We start from the raw sequence: 19,263 nt of genomic DNA, 5'->3' as shown, positions 1-19,263 counted from the left end.
TAATGAAAGAATTGAATGACGAGATGAAGAAGATGCTGGCTAAACAGCTGCCTGTGCAGGCGACCAGCAGCCCGAACGGCGTTCCCGATATCGGCCCCAAGCGCTCTTTGCGCCTCTATGATGACCGTACGCTGATTTACAACGAAAATACCGGTGGCCAAACGCTGAAAAACATCAAGGCCGGCTCGAAAATGGCCGTGGTGATCATCGATCGCGAGGCGCTGGACGGTTACCGCTTCGTTGGCACGCCCGAACTGTTTCTGGCGGGCAAGCCGTTTGACGATGCGTTGACGTTTGCGGAAAAAAATGGGATGAAGCCGCCGAAGTACGCGGTGTTAATTCATATAGACAGTATTTATACCCTGCGCTCAGGCCCGAATGCCGGGACCCAGCTCTAGACGCCGGCCGTCATGCGGCGTGAGACATCACGTTCATGGTTAGGCCATCGCGGTAAGTCAATTGCCTAACCATGAACGGGCAGCCGGGTCGGTACACCCGGTCAGCTTTTAGGGGGAATGGTGATGGTCATGCGCTCACCCACCAGGGCGATCGCAATGCCTTCCTCGCACTCTTTTTGAATGGCCGCCAGCTGTTGCGCTTCCAGCGCATAGGGCAACTGAATATCAAACACCGTCAGGCCCTGCTGCTGCGCCAGGTCAATCAGGCGCACGATATTGGTTTCATCGCTGACCTGTGTCGACACCACTTGCAGCGCCAGCTCTTTCAACTGCTCTTTGCGCGTTTGTGACGTGGTCACGCGCGATTTCAACACCATGCCGAAGATCGGCATCACACCATAAATAGCATCAACAAAGCGCCAGTGCTTCCTGCACGATGCGGACAGAAAATCCATATAGTCGAAACAGATTTTCTCACTGCGCGCGATGGATGCAAGGTGATTGCTGTTCATCCCCTCATTCCTCTCATGGCCAGTGTTAACCCGTGGTCTTTCAAGCCGCCGCCGGGCGGCAACCTGAAACGCATTGGGGATCTTACATCCAGAAATGGATAATCATGCGAAGCTTTAACGACTTTCCGCCGTATGATGGCATAATTCCCCTATTGTTTGCCAGTCTGTCCAGGAGCTTTAATCAATGGAACACCCCAACTCTGCCCCGGTGCTGATTACCGGCGGCGCGCGGCGCATCGGGCTGGCGCTCGCCAGAGCGTTTCTCCAGCGCGGCGTTCCCGTCATCATCGCCTATCGCAGCGAATATCCGTCGATGACCGAGTTGAAAGCCTTGGGCGCCAGTTGCATTCAAGGCGATTTTTCCACGCACGAAGGTATCTACCGTTTCGCCGACCAGGTGCGGCAGGTGGCGCCCAAATTGCGCGCGGTGATCCACAACGCCAGCGCCTGGCAGGCCGAGTCGGCGGAAGTGCCGCCGGAGCAAGTGATGGCGGCGATGCTGCAAATTCACGTCTATACGCCCTATTTGCTCAACCAACTGCTCGAATCTTGCCTGACCGGCCAGGGCCAGGCGGGCGCTGACATTATCCATCTGACCGACTACGTGGTGGAAAAAGGCAGCGACAAACATATCGCCTACGCCGCCAGCAAGGCCGCGCTGGACAATATGACCCGATCGTTCGCCCGCAAGCTGGCGCCGGAGGTGAAGGTCAACGCCATCGCGCCGGCGCTGATCATCTTCAATCCGGGCGACGATGAAGCCTACCGCCAACAAGCGCTGGCGAAATCGCTGATGAAGGTCGCGCCGGGCGAGAGCGAAGTGGTCAATCTGGTGAACTACCTGCTGGAGAGCCGTTACGTGACCGGCCGCACCCACGGCGTCGACGGCGGGCGGCCGCTGCGCTGAGGCAAAGATCCGCATGGCGCATCGCTGTAGGCCGCGCTATGCTGAAATCCGCTTTTCTTATTAAAACACGGGCATATGCATAAAATTGTTTTTGTGGAAGACGATCCTGAAGTCGGCAAGCTGATCGCCGCCTATCTGGGCAAACACGACATCGAGGTGCTGATCGAACCGCGCGGCGACAGCGCGCAGGCGCGCATTGAGCGCGAGCAACCCGATTTGGTGCTGCTGGACATCATGCTGCCCGGCAAAGACGGCATGACGCTGTGCCGCGATCTGCGCCCTACCTTCCCCGGCCCGATCGTGCTGCTCACCTCGCTCGACAGCGACATGAACCATATTCTGTCGCTGGAGATGGGCGCCAACGACTATATCCTGAAAACCACGCCGCCGGCGGTGTTGCTGGCCCGCCTGCGTTTGCACCTGCGCCAACACAGCCAGCAGCCGAAAGAAGAGTCGGTTCAGCCGCTCACCCAGCACAACGCGCTGCATTTCGGGCTGTTGTGCATCGATCCGGTCAACCGGCAGGTCACGCTGGGCGAAGAGACGATCACCCTGTCCACCTCGGATTTCGATTTGTTGTGGGAATTGGCGACCCACGCCGGGCAGATCATGGATCGTGAGGCGTTGCTGCAAAACCTGCGCGGCGTAAGCTATGACGGCATGGATCGCAGCATCGACGTGGCGATCTCCCGCCTGCGCCGCAAGCTGTACGATAACGCGCTGGAACCGTTCCGCATCAAGACCGTGCGCAATAAAGGCTATCTGTTCGCCCCTAACGCCTGGACATCGGTGCAACAATGAGAAAACTTTTCGTCCAGTTCTTCCTGTTGCTGTTCGTCTGTTTTCTGGTGATGGCGATGCTGGTTGGCCTGGTGTACAAGGTGACCGCCGAGCGCGCCGGCCGCCAGTCGATGGACGATCTGATGAAAAGCTCGCTGTACCTGATGCGCAGCGAGCTGCGCGAAATCCCGTTGAAGGACTGGAACAAGACCATCGCCACGCTGGATCTTAATCTGTCGTTCAAACTGCATATCGAACCGCTCGGCAAACAGGCGCTGAGCGAGGATCTGAAAAAACGGCTGCGGCTGGGGGAAATCATCGCCCTCGACGATCAGTACACCTTTATGCAGCGCATTCCGCGCAGCCACTACGTGTTAGTGGTCGGCCCCATTCCTTATCTGTTCTACCTGCACCAGATGCGCCTGCTGGATCTGGTATTGCTGGTGTTTATCGGCATGTCGCTGGCGCTGCCGGTGTTTCTGTGGATGCGGCCGCACTGGCAAGACCTGCTCAAATTGGAAAGCGCCGCCCAGCGGCTCGGCGCCGGGCATCTGGATGAGCGCACCCACTTCGATCCCACCTCCAGCCTGAGCCGGCTCGGCGTGGCGTTCAACCAGATGGCCGACAGCGTCAATACCCTGATCGCCAGCAAGAAACAGCTGATCGACGGCATCGCGCACGAGCTGCGAACGCCGCTGGTGCGCCTGCGTTACCGGCTCGAAATGAGCGATAATCTGTCCGAAAGCGAGCAGCAGGCGCTGAACCGCGATATCGGCCAGCTGGAGTCGCTGATCGACGAGCTGCTGACCTATGCCCGTTTGGACCGCCCGCAGGTTGCGTTAAACATTGAACCCATCGATCTGCCAAAATGGCTTGAGGACAAGGTCGATGATATCCGTCTTATTCATCAGGAACGTGACATCCAGCTCGATATCCCACACGTCGGCGACTTCGGCGGCGTCGATCTGCGCCTGATGGAGCGCGTGCTCGACAACCTGGTCAACAACGCGCTGCGCTATTCCGAACAGCGTCTGCGCGTCGGCCTGTGGTTTGACGGCGACCTCGCCTGCTTGCAGGTCGAGGATGACGGGCCGGGTATTCCGCCGGAAGAGCGTGAACGGGTGTTTGAACCTTTCGTCCGTCTCGACCCCAGCCGCGATCGCGCTACCGGCGGCTGCGGGTTGGGACTGGCCATCGTCCATTCCATCGCCGTCGCCTACCAGGGGCAGGTGTTCGTCGAAGGCAGTTCGCTCGGCGGCGCCAGTTTCCGTTTCTGCTGGCCGGTAAAGCCGACATTCAGTTTAAAAGCCGATCTGGCATAATGCCGCCAGACCTTCTCATTGGAGCCGAATAATAATGACATCTGCACATTCCAACACGTCTGCTTACGATCACCTGCGCGCCCTGTTCAGCCGGTTGTCGCGTTTCGGCCACCTGTCCGCCATCGCCGGTTGGGACATGCAAACCATGATGCCGCCGGGCGGCAGCAAGGCGCGCTCCGAAGCGCTGGCCGAGCTGAGCGTGCTGCAGCACCAGATTTTAACGGCACAAAGCACCGGCGCGCTGTTGGATCGCGCGCAGCAAGAGACGCTGGACGAACTCGACCGCGCCAACCTGCGCGAAATGCGCCGCCAATATGAAGACGCCGTGCTGCTGCCGGCGTCGCTGGTCGAGGCCAAGTCGCTCGCGGGTGCGCGCTGCGAACACGCCTGGCGCGCCCAGCGCCCTGCCAACGATTGGGACGGCTTCGCCGACAACCTGCGCGAGGTGGTCAAGCTCAGCCGGGAAGAGGCGCAGATCCGCGCGCAGGCGGCCGGCACAAGCCGTTACGATGCTCTGCTCAACCTGTATGAGCCGGGCATGCGCAGCAGCGATCTCGACCGCATCTTCGGCGATCTGAAAACCTGGCTGCCGGATCTGCTGCAGCGCGTGGTGGCCAAACAAGCTAATGAGCCCTGCCAGGCGCCACAAGGCCCGTTCAATGTGGACACCCAGCGTCAGCTGAGCCTGAGCGTGATGAAACTGCTCGGTTTCAACTTCGACAATGGCCGCGTCGACGTCAGCGCCCACCCGTTCTGCGGCGGCGTGCCGGAAGATGTACGCATCACCACGCGTTACAACGACAAAGAGTTTCTGACCGCGCTGCTCGGCATCGTGCACGAGACCGGCCACGCCCGCTACGAGCAAAACCTGCCGCGCGATCTGCTTGGCCAGCCGGTCGCCCTGGCCCGTTCTACCGCTATCCACGAATCGCAGAGCCTGCTGTTCGAAATGCAGCTGGCGCGCGGCAATGAATTCCTGAAAATCTTGCGTCCGTTAGTCACCGCGCAGTTTGGCGAACAGCCGGCGCTGGAAGAGACCAACTTCATTCGCCTCAACCAGCGCGTTAAACCGGGCCTGATCCGCGTCGACGCCGACGAAGTGAGCTATCCTGCTCACGTCATCCTGCGCTACGAAATTGAAAAAGCGCTGATCGAAGGCGACATTGAAGTGGAAGACATTCCGGCGCTGTGGAATGAGAAGATGAGTGCTTACCTCGGCCTCGACACCATCGGCAACTACCGCAACGGCTGCATGCAGGATATTCACTGGACCGACGGTGCCTTCGGCTACTTCCCGACTTACACCCTCGGCGCGATGTACGCCGCGCAGCTGTTCCACAGCCTGCGTCAGGCCCTGCCTTCGCTGAACGAAGATATCGCCGCCGGCAACCTGCAGCCGCTGTTCCACTGGTTGCAGCACAACATCTGGCGCCACGGCAGCCGTTTCCCGACCGAGACGCTGATCGCCAACGCAACCGGCGAAGCGCTCAACCCACGCTACTTCCGTCAGCATTTGGAAAACCGCTACCTGTAATCTCCCCTGGCGCGGCCCTGCCGCGCCCTTTTCCCGCCTGCAAGACCGGATAATGCTTCATAACGCACGTTCTGTGCCGACATCGCCTTGGCTACAGAGTGGCGGGTGGCCACCCACCATTAGTATGTTGTAACTAAAATAGCAAGAAACGCCGGCATTCCGGCCTCTCATCCCAGTGCATGACAGGCGATCATCGCCGCCAGCTGCGGCCTCAACGAGGCCGGCAGGTCATGCCCCATGCCTGGCATAATATGCAATTTGGCGTTGGCGACCGCGCGGGCGATCGCCACTCCACCCGCCTTGCGTACCAGCCGATCGCGATCGCCGTGAATGACCAGCGTCGGCGCGGCTATGCGCCGGCTGTAGCGACGCAGATCGCCGCTGCCGAGCAACGCGGAAAGTTGCCGCTGCACGCCTTCGGGATCCACGCCCCGCTTCAACAACCGATTCACCAATGCATCCAGCTCCGCCTCCTCCGGCGGATAAAACCGGGTACCGAGCGCGCGCAGGAAGGCCTTCATTCCCTCGTGGCGCTGCTGCAGCGTCAAATCGGCCGCCGGCCGGCGCACCAACAGCCACAGCAGCGAAGGCGCCGGCGGTGGCAACAGCGGCTGATTGGTGCTGGAGAACAAGATGCATAACGAGGCGACGCGCTGCGGGTATTCGGCGGCCAGCACCTGGGCGATCATCCCCCCCATCGAAGCGCCCAGTACGTGAGCCTGCGGGATGCGTAAATGATCGAGCAGATGCGCCGCGTCCGTCGCCATGTCCGCCAGGGTATAAGGCACCGGCGTTTGCCAACCGAGCTGGGCGCGCAGCATCAGCAGCCACAACGGCTGCGTGCGTTGCGCCTGCGTTTTGCCGGAAAGGCCGACGTCGCGGTTGTCATAACGGATCACCCGAAACCCCTGAGCCACCAGGGCGCGGCAGAAATCGTCAGGCCACAGCAACAGCTGCGCGCCGATGCCCATGATGAGCAGCAGCGGCGGGTGCGCCTCATCGCCCCAGTCCTCATAGGCCAGCGGCACCTCGCCCTGTTCGGTTACGCCATAACGAATCACTATCTCGTTCATTTTCAATCCCTTTTATCGCGCCTGGCGGCCATTATAGCAGCAATCCCCTCGCCGCCGTCGCCCTGTACATTAGGTTACATGCCGAAACCAATCACTCACGGAAAGCCGGGCGCCGTTTGCCTACTATCATTTCAACGGCCCCGCAGTGGGGTTGATACCCAAAAGTCATGTTGAGGATTCTACGATGAAAAAAGTATTAGCTCTGGTTGTTGCCGCTGCAATGGGTCTGTCTTCCGTGGCTTTCGCTGCCGAGGCTGCCACCACCGCACCTGCGGCTACCGCCACCACCGCCACCGCTGCGCCGGCTAAAGCTCAGGTGAAACACCACGGCAAGAAAGCGCCGGTACAGAAAGCGCAGGCGGCCAAGAAGCATCACAAAAAAGCCGTGAAGAAAGCCCCGGCGCAAAAAGCCCAGGCTGCTAAAAAGCACCACAAGAAAACCAGCCACAAAAAAGCGTAATGACGTGAGGGTCCCCTCACCGCTTCAGGCTTGACGTGTACGACACCCGGTTCGCCGGGTGTTTTTTCATCGGGGGGTTCTCATTGATGCTGCGCCGCTACCTGTTCGAGATCGTTCTGACCGCCCTGATCCTTTGCGGACTGATCGCCGTCTTTTTTTACCTGTAGCCTGCCGCGTTGCCGGCGGGAAATTATTGAAAAATCAATTATTGCCCATCCACATGGCTGCTAAATCAGTCTATAGTTAGCATTCAGTGTGTTTATGGATGATCCGTATTTGTCAGGCAAGAGATCTATGCGCATATCCGTTTTACTGTTGCTGTGCTCACTCCCGCTCATCGCTGCTCAGGCGGCACGCGCCGACGGCCCGTCCAAGGCCGAGCAAACGCGTCTGTTTTTCGGCAAAGATGAACGAATCAAGGTCACGGATACCGCCGCCCAGCCGTGGCAAGCCATCGGCCAGGTCGAAACCGCCAGCGGCAATCTGTGTACCGCCACGCTGATCTCCCCGCACCTGGCGCTGACCGCCGGCCACTGCGTGCTGGCGCCGCCCGGACAACTGGATAAAGCCATCGCTCTGCGCTTTGTGGCAGGCGATAAATCCTGGCAGTATCAAACCGGCGATATCGAGACCCTGGTCGACAGCAAGCTGGGCAAAAAGCTGAAGCCGGACGGCGATGGCTGGATCGTCCCGCCCGCTGCGGCCGCTTATGATTTTGCGCTGATCCGGCTGAAAGACAAAAAGCCGTTGCCGATCGCACCGTTGCCGCTGTGGCAAGGCGACAGCAAGGCGCTGACCCAGGCCCTGAAACAGGCCAAACGGCTGATCACTCAGGCGGGTTACCCGGAGGATCATCTGGATGACCTCTACAGCCACCAAAACTGCAAGGTCACCGGCTGGGCCCAGCAAGGCGTATTGTCGCACCAGTGTGATACCCTGCCCGGCGACAGCGGCTCACCGCTGCTGTTGAAAACCGCCGACGGCTGGCAGCTGATCGCCATCCAAAGCTCGGCGCCGGCGGCGAAAGATCGCTATCGCGCCGATAACCGCGCCCTGGCGGTGCCCGGCATCCGCGACGCGCTGGACGCCCTGGCGGCGGGCAAGTAGCTCTCGCCACGGCGCATCAAGCGCCGTGGCTGTTTATCTGTTCCCTGAATTTCAACTTGCGCTGCGCCGGCCGCTTGCCGGCCGGCGCGCCCGAGCTTAACCCGAAAGCTGCTCGATAGTTTGCAAAATGCGTTTGTCGGAGATCGGGTAAGGCGTGCCCAACTGCTGCGCGAACAGGCTGACGCGCAGCTCTTCGATCATCCAGCGCACCGCCTTCACCTCTTCCTCCTGCTGTCGCTTCGGCGGCAGCTTGTTCAGCCACTGCTGCCACGCCTGCTGTACCTGCTCCACCCGCAGCATCTGCGCGCGATCGCGGTGCGGATCGATAGCCAGTTTTTCCAACCGCCGCTCGATCGCCTGCAGGTAGCGCAGCGTGTCCGGCAGGCGTTTCCATCCGTTGCCGGTGACGAAGCCACGATAGACCAGGCCACCGAGCTGGGTCTTGATGTCCGACAGCGCCAGCGCCAACGACATGTCCACCCGGCCTTTCAGCCGCTTGTTGATGTTGAAGACCGCCGTCAGGATCTGCTCAACCTGTTTGGCCACCTCGACCACCGTGTCGTTCAACTCGGCGCGGATCTGCTCTTGCAAACGCGCAAAGCCTTCTTCCTGCCAGACCGGGCCGCCGTGTTCGGCGATCAGCTTGTCGATGCCACACGAAATGCAGTCGTCGATCAGCTCCAGCACCTTGCCGTACGGGTTGAAATAAAGCCCCAGTTTGGCCTTGTTCGGCAGCTTTTCATGCAGGTACTTAATCGGCGAAGGAATATTCAGCAGCAGCAGACGGCGCGTACCTTGCCACATAGCCTGTTGCTGCTCGCTTTCGCTGTCGAACAGACGGATCGCCACGCTGTCCTTCTCATCCACCAGCGCCGGGTAGGCCTTCATCGAATAGCCGCCGCGCTTCTGCTCGTAGAACGCCGGCAGTTGACCAAAGCTCCAGACATGCAGATTGCTCTGCTCCAGCCCGTCATCGGCCACCGCCGACAGCGTCTCCTGCACCTTCTCTTTCAGCTGCAGGCGCAACGCGGCCAGGTCTTTGCCTTCGCGCAGCGTCTGGTTCTTCTCGCCCACCACGCGGAAAGTCATTTTCAGGTGATCGGGCACCTGATCCCATTGCCAGTCATCACGTGACACGGTCACGCCAGTCATGCGCCGCAGCTCGCGCTCCAGCGCGTCCAGCAGCGGCGATTCCAGCGCCGTAACGCGGCCGAGGAACGCTTCGGCGTAGTTCGGCGCCGGCACGAAGTTGCGGCGCACCGGTTTCGGCAGCGACTTGATCAGCGCGATCACCAGCTCACGGCGGATGCCGGGGATCTGCCACTCGAAGCCCTGCTCCTCCACCTGATTGAGGATCGGCAACGGAATGTGCACCGTCACGCCGTCGGCGTCGGTGCCCGGTTCGAACTGGTAGCTCAGCCGCAGCTTGAGATTGCCCTGATGCCATAAGTTCGGGTAGTCCAGCGCGCTGATCTTGTTGGCGCCATCCTTGATCAGCATCTCTTTTTCAAAGTTCAGCAGATCCGGCTGCTGTTTGGCCGCGCTCTTCCACCAGCTGTCGAAATGACGGCCGGAAACCACGTCGTTGGGGAGACGGCGATCGTAGAAGCCGAACAGCGTCTCGTCGTCCACCAGAATGTCGCGGCGGCGCGATTTATGCTCCAGCTCTTCCACTTCGGCGCGCAGCTTTTGGTTTTCACGGAAGAAGGCGTGGCGCGTCTGCCAGTCGCCCTCCACCAGCGCATGGCGGATAAACAGCTCACGGCACAGCAATGGATCGATGGCGCCGTAATTGACCTGGCGCGCCGCGACGATCGGCAAACCGAACAGCGTGACCTTTTCGCTGGCCATCACCGCCCCTTGCGACTTCGACCAGTGCGGCTCGCTGTAGCTGTGTTTCACCAGATGCTGAGCCAGCGGCTCGATCCATTCCGGTTCGATGCGCGCGGCGATGCGCCCCCACAGGCGGCTGGTTTCCACCAGTTCGGCCACCATGGTCCACTTCGGCGGCTTTTTGAACAGGCCGGAACCGGGGAAGATCGAGAAGCGGGCATTGCGCGCGCCGGTGTATTCCTGCTTGTCCGCATCCTTCTGGCCAATGTGCGACAGCAAGCCGGTCAGCAGCGCGGTGTGCACGCTGCGGTAGTCGGAAGGCGTGCTGTTGATCGGCAGCCCCAGCTCTTTCACCACCTGGCGCAGCTGGGTATAGATATCCTGCCACTCGCGCACCCGCAGGTAGTTGAGGAAATCGTTGCGGCACAGCCGGCGGAACTGGCTGGAAGAGTTCGCCTTTTGCTGCTCCTGCAGATAATCCCACAGGTTGACGAACGCCAGGAAATCGGAGTCTTTGTCGGCGAAGCGGCGGTGTTTTTCGTCCGAGGCCTGCTGCTTGTCCATCGGGCGCTCACGCGGATCCTGAATCGACAGCGCGGCGGTGATGATCATCACCTCGCGCACGCTGCCGCTCTTCTGCGCCTCCAGCACCATGCGCGCCAGACGCGGGTCAATCGGCAACTGCGCCAGCTGACGGCCCTGCGGCGTCAGCTGATAGTGGCCGTTGTCGGCGGTGGCGATCGCCCCCAGCTCTTCCAGCAGGCGCACGCCATCCTGAATGTTGCGTTTATCCGGCGCTTCGACGAACGGAAACGCGGCGATGTCGCCCAGCCCCAGCGAGGTCATCTGCAGAATGACCGACGCCAGGTTGGTGCGCAGAATTTCCGGATCGGTAAACGCCGGCCGCGACAGGAAATCCTGTTCGGAATATAAACGGATGCACACCCCTTCCGACACGCGGCCGCAACGCCCTTTACGCTGGTTGGCGGAAGCCTGCGACACCGGCTCGATCGGCAGGCGTTGCACCTTGGTGCGGAAGCTGTAGCGGCTGATGCGCGCGGTGCCCGGATCGATGACGTATTTGATGCCCGGCACCGTCAGCGAGGTTTCCGCCACGTTGGTGGCCAGCACGATGCGGCGGCCGTGGTGCGACTGGAACACCCGGTTCTGCTCGCTGTTCGACAGGCGCGCATACAGCGGCAGCACTTCGGTGTGCGGCAAATTGAGGCGGTTCAGAGCGTCGGCGGTGTCGCGGATCTCGCGCTCGCCGCTCATGAAAATCAGAATGTCGCCCGGCCCTTCGCGCCCAAGCTCGTCCACCGCATCGAAAATCGCCTGCAGCTGGTCGCGGTCGGTATCGTCGCCGTCGTCGACCACCGGGCGGTAACGCACCTCCACCGGGTAAGTGCGGCCGGAAACCTCGATGATCGGCGCATTGTTGAAATGGCGCGAGAAGCGCTGCGGATCGATGGTCGCCGAGGTGATGATCACCTTGAGATCCGGGCGCTTAGGCAACAGTTCGCGCAGGTAGCCGAGAATAAAGTCGATGTTGAGGCTGCGCTCGTGCGCTTCATCGATGATCAGCGTGTCGTACTGCATCAGCAGGCGATCCTGCTGAATTTCCGCCAGCAAGATGCCGTCGGTCATCAGCTTGACCAGGGTGTTTTCCCCGACCTGATCGTTGAAGCGCACCTTGTAACCGACGCTGCCGCCGAGCGGGGTTTCCAGCTCTTCGGCGATGCGGTTGGCGACGGTGCGCGCCGCCAGGCGGCGCGGCTGGGTGTGGCCGATCAGCCCTTTCACCCCACGCCCCAGCTCCAGACAGATCTTCGGCAACTGGGTGGTTTTCCCCGAACCGGTCTCCCCGGCGACGATCACCACCTGGTGATCGCGGACAGCGTTTAAAATGTCCTGCTTTTTCTGACTGACCGGCAGGCTTTCCGGATAGGTAATGCGCGGGCAAGACGCGGCGCGCGCCAGCACTTTTTGCCGCGCCGCCGCGATGTCGCTTTCCACTTCGGCGGCAACCGCCAGCTGGGCATCGGGATTTTTGATTTTTCGTGCGCCCTGCAGGCGACGACGCAGGCGTTGTTGATCGCGGAGCATCAGCTCGCCCAGTTGGGCCGGCAGTGCCTCGAGCGGAGATTTCACGTTCGGTGTTCCTTGTTTCTTCGCCGCCAAGGCCAGGCTTGGCAACGGTTTAATGTTTTTTTAGCGATTTTTTTGCTTTAGCCGCACAGCCTATCACAAACGGCTTTTTCGCCCTACTTCCGCGAGCAAAACCTCGGCATGTCATTCAATAAAATCGAACGAAGATCTCGAAATATTGCGCTATCACTGTTGGAGGAATGTGAATAGCATGTACTTCATGCAAGGGACGCTGAGTCCTGATGTCACTGTCACAACGTAAGGAATTATCGATGAGCAACGTATTGGTTCTGAAATCAAGCATCCTGGCGACCTACTCTCAGTCTAACCAACTGGCCGATTTCTTCGTAGAGCAATGGAGCAACGCCCATAGCGGCGACACCATCACCGTACGCGATCTGGCTGCACAGCCAATCCCGGTGCTGGACGGCGAACTGGTTGGCGCGCTGCGTCCTTCCGATGCGCCGTTGACCCCGCGTCAACAAGAAGCGCTGGCGCTGTCGGACGAGCTGATCGCCGAGCTGCAGGCCAATGACGTCATCGTGATTGCCGCACCGATGTACAACTTCAACATCCCGACCCAGCTGAAAAACTATTTCGATCTGGTTGCCCGCGCCGGCGTGACCTTCCGCTACACCGAAAACGGTCCGGAAGGCCTGGTGAAAAACAAACGCGCCGTGATCCTGACCAGCCGCGGCGGCATCCATAAAGGCACCCCAACCGACCTGGTAGAACCTTACCTGCGTCTGTTCCTGGGCTTCATCGGCATTACCGACGTGGAGTTCGTCTTCGCGGAAGGCATCGCCTACGGCCCGGAAGTGGCGACCAAAGCACAGGAAGACGCCAAAGCGGCCCTGTCTCAGGTGGTTGCTGCCTAAGACCCTGCGCAGGGGCGCCGTGCCCCTGCCGGACAAAAGGCAAGTCCTGTCAAACCTGCACTACCCTCATAATAATCATCTATCCGTATCATTTAGCGCGCCAGACGGCGCGCTTTTTTTTATTTCTTCAACCATTGTCCGTTGATGCCGCGCACATACTCGCCGCTCTGCGCACGCGTCACCAGCTTCTGCCCCGCCATGCGCGCCACTTCGTCGACGGCGATATGGTTGCCGTCCGCCACTTCCTGATACTTCTCGGCGCGGCCGGCGTTGATGCGCTTCACCAGCGCCAGTGTTTCCGCATCCTGTTTCACCGGCGCAATATAGCCGCTCAGGGTTTCGCCCACCCGCCCTTGCTGCTTCGCCTCATCCAGCGTCAGCGCCATCGCCACGCTGCTGAACAGCCAGGCGGCGCCGGCCAGCCACACATAACGTTTTTTCATGTCGGCTCCTAGAACAGACCGCTTTGGGTTTTCAGCAGGTTTTCGACGTCCTTATCCACCTTGATATGAATCTCATGCTCGATCTTGACGTTCATATTGATGGTGATCGGATCCTTCGGCGTCGCCACCTCGATGCGCGGCACGCAGCCGCTCAGCAGCGAAACGCACAGCACCGCTGCCAGCGCCGACACACTCATGATTTTCATTGTTGCTCCCCAGGTTGTGAGAGGGCCTGCTCCAGCCACTCCTGTAAATTGTCGCCGAAGCGCAAACTGCGCCACAGCTGAAACACGTTTTCCTGATGGCGATAGTTCAGGATCACCTCGCGCTTGGCGCTTTTCTGCGGATTGATGCCGTCGATGCGCGCGCTCAGCGTCAGCTCGCCCAGGTTGTCGAGATCGACCCGGGCGTGCGAACGGTTGATTTCCATGTAGCGCAGCCAGTCGATCGCCGCGCCGGTCGCCAGGTTATTGCTGCCGATGGCGTCGGCCATGTCTTTGTCCAGCCGCAGCGTCAGGGTGCCGGCGTTGGCGATCCAGCCGTTTTGCACCAGCCATTTCGGGTGATTCAGGAACAGCGGCAGTTCGCCGTCGACCCGGCCGGACATGGCGAACTGCTTCGGTTTCAGGGCGGTGAACAACGCGCTGAGATCGACCTTGTCCAGCTTCAGCACCGCGGCGTCATGCTGCGGCAACCGCAGCGCCGACAGGCTGATATGCCCGTTGAGCATGTCCACGCCGACGTTGCTCAACGTCAGCGGTTGCCTTTCGCTATAAGGATAGGTGCCCTGCAGATCGGCGGAGATATTCTGCATCTCGAACAGGTTGGTGAAAGACTTGATGCGCAGCGACACCGGCTGTTTGGCCCCCAATTGCCACTGATGCTGCTTGAACCGGTACGACAGGATAAAATCCAGGCCGCTCATCTCGCCGTCCTTCAGCCACATGCCGCCGTTTTTCACCACCCAGTGGCCACCGGCCTCGAACCCCTGTTCGCGAGCGGCGGAAAACGCCGACTGCGCGTAAAACTCGCCGTCGCGCAGCGTGAGATTGAGATCCGGCGCCAGCAGCGGTTGGAACACCTTCAGCGACTGTTTCGGCCACCAGGCTTCGCCGCGCAGACGTTCGCCGTCCCAACGGCCGCGCAGCGCGATCGGCCCAATCTGTTGCGCCTGCAGTTTGCCCTGCAGTTGGAAACTGTCCGGTGAACGGCCGTTTACCTGCAGCGCCAGCACCGGCGCCGGCAGATAGCCGCCGTCGCTGAAGCTGACCTTATCCGCCGCCAGCTGCAACTCGCCGTTGAACTGCGGACTTTGTTCATCACGCCGCCAGCGCAGCGGCTGATTGAGGCTCAGGCGCGGCGCGGCGACCGTCACCAGACCGTACTTCAACTTATCGAAGCCGGTGGAAAGTTTGTCGAGCACCAACTCACTGTCGCGCCAACGGCCGCTGCCGGCGACGTCCCAGGCGGCCTGCAGCGGCGGCAAGCGGCCATTGCCCCAGTAACGCCATTGCCAGTTGCCCTTGTCCGGCCAGAAATCCTGTGCCTGGCCGTCCAGGTGCAGCTTGAAGCGGCCCCAGTAACTGTCGCTGGCGCTCAAAATCGCCTGTAGGCGGCCGGTGATGCCGGCGGCGGTCACCTTCACGCCCGCCAGCGGCAAACGCGCCTCTTCCAGCGTCATTTCCGGCGTCACCTTGCCCCACAGGCGCAGCAGCGAACCGGGCTGCAGCACCAGCGTCGGGTTGAGAATGCTGCCGCCGATCACTCCCGGGATCGACGCGGTAGTGGAAAAGTCGGCCAGATTGGCCTGGCCGGTCAGTTGGAAGCGCAGATCGCTGTCGGTCAACCCCACCTTGCCCGGCCCGAGGGTGAGCACCGCATTGCCCTTGCCGTTGTGACCCGCGGTGATCACGTTCAGCCGCGCGCTGATCTCCGTTTCATCCAGCCCTTTGCTCCAATCGTGCAGCGCGATGCTGAGCCCGCCGTTCAACGGCTGCTCGCTGTACGGCCAACGCCACTCGCCCTGCTTGATGCTGACCCGCTGCGGCGAGACTTCCCACGGCAACACCGCCAGCGGGCGATCGTCGCCTTTCTCGCTCACCGTCAATACGCCCTGCTGCTGTTGCCAGCGCATGTCCAGCAATACCGGTTTTTCCAGATAGGCGGTTTGCATTTCCCCCTGCAACGCGCCCTGCGTCGGCAGGCTGGCCAGATCCAACGGGATGGTTATCTTGCCGGCGAGGTGCAAAGGTTGTGCGCTGTTGGGCGGAACCACGGTCAGGCTCTGCAACGTCAGCTGCTGTTTTTCATCCAGCTGTGCCTCGGCGCTGAGATTCGGACCCCGATAATGCAGACGTTGCCCGTCGGGGCCGGAGGAAAGCTGCAGCTTGCCGGCATAGCGCTGCCAGGGAATGAGCGTCAGGTCATTAATGGTGAGATCCAGCGGCGGCAGCTGTTGCTGCAGCTGATCGAGCGCCAGCGGCGCGCTGTTGGCGTCGCCGCTCGGCAGTTTTGACAAACAGGCGCTATCGACGCTGACCTTATCGCTCGACAGCTGCCAGCGGCCCTGGCGGTAAGCCAGCCGCGTCGGCCCTACGTTGGCCAACAGGCAATCTTGCGCAGTGAAACGCGCCCCCGCCAACGCCAGCCCGCCCTGGTGCCAGTGCAATTTGCCCTGCAATTCCAGGCGGCTCCCCGCCGGCAACCAATGCGATAACACCCCCGGCAGCCAGCGCGGCAAGGTTTGCCACAACGCCAGCACCAGGATTGCGCAGCCCGCCACCGTCCCTATGAATACTTTCAATCGCCTGGTCATTAAATGATTGCTTCGTTCCTGAGTTAGGCATTGGTTAAGTCTATGCCTGAATTGACAATAATGATGGCACGAATTTGACATAGGGTGAAGCCGAGCGGGCTCGCAGAAGCGATTTGCACCTTTTTGGCGCAAACGTGTACGGGGTTGTAGATTTTCGTTACATATACATCACATAAACAGGACGGTTTTCAGACTTTTGTTATTGTTGTTACCGTTGATGATTAATAGTCTTGCAACCATTCTAATAAAAGTTTAGCTGCTAGCTAACTATGTACTAGAGAAGCCATTCCCCACACCCCCGTGGGGATTTTTTTGCCGCCTGCCGCCACCGTCGTCTTCCCTCCATCGAATCCAGGCCCACCGCAGTCTTGCAGCAGCGATTTCGGCTATGTCGAAACGGGCTAACCAATTGTCGAATTTACTAAAATCTGTTAAATTGATCACAAAATCACGGTGGAGAAACCACGATGAAATTGGCGATATACAGTACCAAACAGTATGACCGTAAATACCTCGAACTGGTGAATCAGCAGTTTGGCTATGAGCTGGAATTCTTCGACTTTTTACTCAGTAAAAAAACCGCCAAAACGGCCGCCGGTTGCAAGGCGGTGTGTATCTTCGTCAACGACGACGGCAGCCGTGAAGTGCTCGAAGAACTGGCGGCGCTGGGCGTCGAAATTCTCGCCCTGCGCTGCGCCGGTTTCAATAACGTCGATCTGGACGCCGCCAAAGAACTGGGTATCAAGGTGGTGCGCGTGCCGGCCTACTCGCCGGAGGCCGTGGCAGAACACGCGGTCGGCATGATGATGTGCCTGAACCGCCGTATTCACCGCGCTTATCAGCGTACCCGCGACGCCAACTTCTCGCTGGAAGGGCTGATCGGCTTTAACATGCACAATCGCACCGCTGGCGTGATCGGCACCGGTAAAATCGGCGTGGCGACGATGCGCATTCTGAAAGGCTTCGGCATGAAACTGCTGGCCTACGATCCGTTCCCGAGCGAACAGGCGCTGGAACTGGGCGCGGAGTATGTCGATCTGAAGACGCTGTACGCGCAATCCGACGTGATCACCCTGCACTGCCCGCTGACGCCGGAGAACCACCACCTGCTGAATGCCGACGCCTTCGCGATGATGAAAAACGGCGTAATGGTGATCAACACCAGCCGCGGCGCGCTGATCGATTCCACCGCCGCCATCGATGCGCTGAAGCAGCAAAAAATCGGCGCCCTCGGGATGGACGTCTACGAGAACGAACGCGATCTGTTCTTTGAGGACAAGTCTAACGATGTGATTCAGGACGACGTGTTCCGCCGCCTCTCGGCCTGCCACAACGTGCTGTTCACCGGCCATCAGGCTTTCCTGACTGAAGAGGCGCTGACCAGCATTTCACAAACCACGCTGCAGAACATCAGCCAGTTGGATCGCGGCGAAACCTGCCCGAACCAGTTGAACGCCTGAGCGTAACCTCGGGGCGCCCTTGCGGCGCCCTGTTTATTTGAGAGAACGCGATGAGAAAAACCACGGTAGCCGCCCTTGCGGCGCTGGCCTTAGCGGGGTGCAGCATGAAACCACACACGGCCGTCACGCCAGGCGATCTGTTGCATCACAACTTCGTGTTGCAAAGCGTGGATGGCGAAACGGCAAAATCACCGGCGGGCGGCGGCCTGCTCAATCTGGAGTTCGGCGAGAACCTGCATGTCTCCGGCACGATGTGCAACCGCTTTTTCGGCCAGGGGCAATTACGCGACGGCGTGCTGACGGTGAAATCGCTGGCCACCACGCGCAAGCTGTGCCCTGATGAGCCGCGCAACCGCTGGGATCGGGTGATTGGCACCGTGCTGGAAAACGGCGCCGAAGTGACGCTAAACGCACAGCAGCTGACGCTCACCGGCAGCGGCCACACGCTTATTTATACCCTGCGCGATTGGGTGTATTGATCCTGCAGGCCAGGCGCCGCGGGCTTACCCGGCGCAGCTGCCCAGGGCCAGCGTACGTTCTTCGCACTGCTTGCCGTTCGGCATCTGGCACATGCGCAGCGCTTCACCGTTCAAGTTGTGCGCGATGGTGGTAACGCCGCCGACCGCCGCGCAACCGGCGCTGGTCTGCAACGTATTGATTCTGGCACTGTTGCCCTGCTGTACTGGCTCTTCGTTATTGCTGCTGCAGGCGGCTAAAAGCAGCACGGCGCTGGCAAGCAGCCATTTTGATGTCGTCATTATCCCACTCCTGAACCCGGAACTGCGCTGTGTAAAATCGCCATTGCTGATAACGCGCGTCACTTGGCGGACACGTTTCGCTATCTTTGATGCAAACTTGTTTAATCTAGCTCGATATATAAATAATGAAAATATATTCCAGCCATTATTTGTCGTTTTTTTGCGCCGGCCGAACATTTATTTTGTTTGCAGAATATTTCCGTGACGGCGCCACTCGCTGTCAGGCGCTGGCCGCACGCAAAAAAGTGATAACGTCACCGCGGCCATCGAGGAAGTTTTTCCCGCGACAGCGGTATTAATTATCTTCGTGTGCTTTCATCGCAGCGGCGCATTTTTTGCTACCGGAGAGAACGATATTTGTGTCTATGCTGGCGGCGCTAAGTAATTAGCATTCCACTATTTTCAGTGAATGATGACTGAATTCTTCAACCGGCGCGACTTGCTGTCACGCCGGCTTTTTTTACATCAAAATAACACTCAGTGCACCGAGGCTTTCGACAGTAAATTAATCACCAGCACGCCGGCAATAATTAATCCCATGCCGACGATCGCCGGCCAATCCAATTTTTGCTGATAAACGAACACCGCGGCGACCGACACCAGCACAATCCCCATGCCCGACCAAATCGCATACACGATGCCCAGCGGCATGCTCTTGACCACCATCGACAGCCCCCAAAACGCCACGCCGTAACCCAGCACCACCAGCAGCGACGGCCACAGGCGGGTAAAGCCCTCAGAGGCTTTCAACATGGTGGTGGCGATCACTTCCGCGACTATCGCCATCGTCAAATACATAAATGCGCTCATGGTTTTCTTCTGTCAATTTGCCGAT

General features: G+C 59.8%; 19 protein-coding genes. 11 read left to right on the top strand and 8 right to left on the bottom strand.

What is annotated here, in order from left to right; all coding sequences use genetic code 11:
* Nucleotides 1–23: 23 nt before the first annotated feature.
* Nucleotides 24–398: a pyridoxamine 5'-phosphate oxidase family protein gene (locus ACOWVD_RS03775; RefSeq protein WP_239504268.1), complete on the top strand. Its 375-nt coding sequence runs from the start codon at nucleotides 24–26 to the stop codon at nucleotides 396–398.
* 101 nt (nucleotides 399–499) lie between these two features.
* On the opposite strand, the gene ACOWVD_RS03770 is transcribed toward ACOWVD_RS03775, so the two are convergent.
* Nucleotides 500–910: a hypothetical protein gene (locus ACOWVD_RS03770; protein WP_004938301.1), complete on the bottom strand. Its 411-nt coding sequence runs from the start codon at nucleotides 908–910 to the stop codon at nucleotides 500–502.
* 184 nt (nucleotides 911–1,094) lie between these two features.
* On the opposite strand from ACOWVD_RS03770, the gene folM reads away from it, so the two are divergent.
* The 4 genes from folM to ACOWVD_RS03750 all read left to right on the top strand — a co-directional run bounded on the left by folM (nucleotide 1,095) and on the right by ACOWVD_RS03750 (nucleotide 5,453).
* Nucleotides 1,095–1,817, top strand: coding sequence for a dihydromonapterin reductase (folM, locus tag ACOWVD_RS03765; RefSeq protein ID WP_273874490.1), 723 nt, complete (start codon nucleotides 1,095–1,097; stop codon nucleotides 1,815–1,817).
* 75 nt (nucleotides 1,818–1,892) lie between these two features.
* Complete coding sequence (gene rstA, locus ACOWVD_RS03760; protein ID WP_049240881.1) at nucleotides 1,893–2,618, top strand: two-component system response regulator RstA; 726 nt, start codon at nucleotides 1,893–1,895, stop codon at nucleotides 2,616–2,618.
* The gene (rstB, locus tag ACOWVD_RS03755; RefSeq protein ID WP_164094915.1) at nucleotides 2,615–3,919 is read left to right on the top strand and encodes a two-component system sensor histidine kinase RstB; all 1,305 of its coding nucleotides are present in this window, start codon (nucleotides 2,615–2,617) and stop codon (nucleotides 3,917–3,919) included. Before rstA ends, rstB begins: the two co-directional genes overlap by 4 nt.
* Before the next feature lie 34 nt (nucleotides 3,920–3,953).
* Entirely contained in the window at nucleotides 3,954–5,453 is a 1,500-nt protein-coding gene (locus ACOWVD_RS03750) for a carboxypeptidase M32 (protein ID WP_164094914.1), read from the top strand.
* Nucleotides 5,454–5,620: 167 nt separating this feature from the next.
* On the opposite strand, the gene ACOWVD_RS03745 is transcribed toward ACOWVD_RS03750, so the two are convergent.
* A complete protein-coding gene (locus tag ACOWVD_RS03745; RefSeq protein WP_088381633.1) occupies nucleotides 5,621–6,526 on the bottom strand; it encodes an alpha/beta fold hydrolase in 906 nt (301 codons plus the stop codon).
* A 184-nt stretch (nucleotides 6,527–6,710) separates the two neighbouring features.
* On the opposite strand from ACOWVD_RS03745, the gene asr reads away from it, so the two are divergent.
* From asr to ACOWVD_RS03730, 3 genes are all read left to right on the top strand, one after another.
* A complete protein-coding gene (asr, locus tag ACOWVD_RS03740; protein ID WP_004930450.1) occupies nucleotides 6,711–6,986 on the top strand; it encodes an acid resistance repetitive basic protein Asr in 276 nt (91 codons plus the stop codon).
* Nucleotides 6,987–7,021: 35 nt separating this feature from the next.
* On the top strand, nucleotides 7,022–7,153 hold the full coding sequence (locus ACOWVD_RS03735; RefSeq protein ID WP_016927581.1) for a hypothetical protein: 132 nt from the start codon (nucleotides 7,022–7,024) through the stop codon (nucleotides 7,151–7,153).
* A 127-nt stretch (nucleotides 7,154–7,280) separates the two neighbouring features.
* Entirely contained in the window at nucleotides 7,281–8,093 is an 813-nt protein-coding gene (locus tag ACOWVD_RS03730; protein WP_033632938.1) for a trypsin-like serine peptidase, read from the top strand.
* Between the two features lie 96 nt (nucleotides 8,094–8,189).
* Here the strand turns inward: ACOWVD_RS03730 and hrpA are convergent, their stop codons facing one another.
* Nucleotides 8,190–12,077, bottom strand: a complete 3,888-nt coding sequence (hrpA, locus tag ACOWVD_RS03725) for an ATP-dependent RNA helicase HrpA (protein WP_197763519.1) — start codon at nucleotides 12,075–12,077, stop codon at nucleotides 8,190–8,192.
* A 269-nt stretch (nucleotides 12,078–12,346) separates the two neighbouring features.
* On the opposite strand from hrpA, the gene azoR reads away from it, so the two are divergent.
* Complete coding sequence (gene azoR, locus ACOWVD_RS03720) at nucleotides 12,347–12,952, top strand: FMN-dependent NADH-azoreductase (protein WP_015377994.1); 606 nt, start codon at nucleotides 12,347–12,349, stop codon at nucleotides 12,950–12,952.
* A gap of 119 nt (nucleotides 12,953–13,071) precedes the next feature.
* Here the strand turns inward: azoR and ACOWVD_RS03715 are convergent, their stop codons facing one another.
* Genes ACOWVD_RS03715 through ACOWVD_RS03705 form a run of 3 tightly spaced genes read right to left on the bottom strand, consistent with a single transcriptional unit; the run spans nucleotide 13,072 to nucleotide 16,210 of the window.
* A complete protein-coding gene (locus ACOWVD_RS03715; RefSeq protein ID WP_015377995.1) occupies nucleotides 13,072–13,395 on the bottom strand; it encodes a YdbL family protein in 324 nt (107 codons plus the stop codon).
* Between the two features lie 8 nt (nucleotides 13,396–13,403).
* Entirely contained in the window at nucleotides 13,404–13,601 is a 198-nt protein-coding gene (locus ACOWVD_RS03710; RefSeq protein ID WP_004930472.1) for a YnbE family lipoprotein, read from the bottom strand.
* The gene (locus tag ACOWVD_RS03705; RefSeq protein ID WP_164094912.1) at nucleotides 13,598–16,210 is read right to left on the bottom strand and encodes a YdbH family protein; all 2,613 of its coding nucleotides are present in this window, start codon (nucleotides 16,208–16,210) and stop codon (nucleotides 13,598–13,600) included. Before ACOWVD_RS03705 ends, ACOWVD_RS03710 begins: the two co-directional genes overlap by 4 nt.
* 467 nt (nucleotides 16,211–16,677) lie before the next feature.
* Between ACOWVD_RS03705 and ACOWVD_RS03700 the strand changes: the two genes are divergently transcribed.
* Both ACOWVD_RS03700 and hslJ read left to right on the top strand, forming a co-directional pair.
* Nucleotides 16,678–17,670, top strand: a complete 993-nt coding sequence (locus ACOWVD_RS03700) for a 2-hydroxyacid dehydrogenase (RefSeq protein WP_015377997.1) — start codon at nucleotides 16,678–16,680, stop codon at nucleotides 17,668–17,670.
* 50 nt (nucleotides 17,671–17,720) lie between these two features.
* Nucleotides 17,721–18,149 (top strand): heat shock protein HslJ, encoded by a 429-nt coding sequence (hslJ, locus tag ACOWVD_RS03695; RefSeq protein WP_004930479.1) that lies wholly within the window; start codon nucleotides 17,721–17,723, stop codon nucleotides 18,147–18,149.
* Between the two features lie 24 nt (nucleotides 18,150–18,173).
* On the opposite strand, the gene ACOWVD_RS03690 is transcribed toward hslJ, so the two are convergent.
* Both ACOWVD_RS03690 and ssmE read right to left on the bottom strand, forming a co-directional pair.
* Nucleotides 18,174–18,428 carry a DUF333 domain-containing protein gene (locus ACOWVD_RS03690; protein ID WP_004930482.1) on the bottom strand — a complete coding sequence of 85 codons (255 nt, stop codon included), beginning with the start codon at nucleotides 18,426–18,428 and terminating at the stop codon, nucleotides 18,174–18,176.
* Between the two features lie 477 nt (nucleotides 18,429–18,905).
* Nucleotides 18,906–19,238 carry a multidrug efflux SMR transporter SsmE gene (ssmE, locus tag ACOWVD_RS03685; RefSeq protein WP_004930487.1) on the bottom strand — a complete coding sequence of 111 codons (333 nt, stop codon included), beginning with the start codon at nucleotides 19,236–19,238 and terminating at the stop codon, nucleotides 18,906–18,908.
* Nucleotides 19,239–19,263: the final 25 nt, after the last annotated feature.

It is taken from the genome of Serratia sp. SA088 (genome assembly GCF_049065515.1).
In the GTDB taxonomy this organism is placed as follows: domain Bacteria; phylum Pseudomonadota; class Gammaproteobacteria; order Enterobacterales; family Enterobacteriaceae; genus Serratia; species Serratia nematodiphila.
This window is presented reverse-complemented; position numbering and strand designations above follow the sequence as displayed.

Bases quoted from the DNA above. Each gene is read 5' to 3' on its own strand.
- ACOWVD_RS03775 (WP_239504268.1), top strand. From the start codon at position 24: ATGAAGAAGATGCTGGCTAAACAGCTGCCTGTGCAGGCGACCAGCAGC.
- ACOWVD_RS03770 (WP_004938301.1), bottom strand. From the start codon at position 910: ATGAACAGCAATCACCTTGCATCCATCGCGCGCAGTGAGAAAATCTGT.
- folM (WP_273874490.1), top strand. From the start codon at position 1,095: ATGGAACACCCCAACTCTGCCCCGGTGCTGATTACCGGCGGCGCGCGG.
- rstA (WP_049240881.1), top strand. From the start codon at position 1,893: ATGCATAAAATTGTTTTTGTGGAAGACGATCCTGAAGTCGGCAAGCTG.
- rstB (WP_164094915.1), top strand. From the start codon at position 2,615: ATGAGAAAACTTTTCGTCCAGTTCTTCCTGTTGCTGTTCGTCTGTTTT.
- ACOWVD_RS03750 (WP_164094914.1), top strand. From the start codon at position 3,954: ATGACATCTGCACATTCCAACACGTCTGCTTACGATCACCTGCGCGCC.
- ACOWVD_RS03745 (WP_088381633.1), bottom strand. From the start codon at position 6,526: ATGAACGAGATAGTGATTCGTTATGGCGTAACCGAACAGGGCGAGGTG.
- asr (WP_004930450.1), top strand. From the start codon at position 6,711: ATGAAAAAAGTATTAGCTCTGGTTGTTGCCGCTGCAATGGGTCTGTCT.
- ACOWVD_RS03730 (WP_033632938.1), top strand. From the start codon at position 7,281: ATGCGCATATCCGTTTTACTGTTGCTGTGCTCACTCCCGCTCATCGCT.
- azoR (WP_015377994.1), top strand. From the start codon at position 12,347: ATGAGCAACGTATTGGTTCTGAAATCAAGCATCCTGGCGACCTACTCT.
- ACOWVD_RS03715 (WP_015377995.1), bottom strand. From the start codon at position 13,395: ATGAAAAAACGTTATGTGTGGCTGGCCGGCGCCGCCTGGCTGTTCAGC.
- ACOWVD_RS03710 (WP_004930472.1), bottom strand. From the start codon at position 13,601: ATGAAAATCATGAGTGTGTCGGCGCTGGCAGCGGTGCTGTGCGTTTCG.
- ACOWVD_RS03705 (WP_164094912.1), bottom strand. From the start codon at position 16,210: ATGACCAGGCGATTGAAAGTATTCATAGGGACGGTGGCGGGCTGCGCA.
- ACOWVD_RS03700 (WP_015377997.1), top strand. From the start codon at position 16,678: ATGAAATTGGCGATATACAGTACCAAACAGTATGACCGTAAATACCTC.
- hslJ (WP_004930479.1), top strand. From the start codon at position 17,721: ATGAGAAAAACCACGGTAGCCGCCCTTGCGGCGCTGGCCTTAGCGGGG.
- ACOWVD_RS03690 (WP_004930482.1), bottom strand. From the start codon at position 18,428: ATGACGACATCAAAATGGCTGCTTGCCAGCGCCGTGCTGCTTTTAGCC.
- ssmE (WP_004930487.1), bottom strand. From the start codon at position 19,238: ATGAGCGCATTTATGTATTTGACGATGGCGATAGTCGCGGAAGTGATC.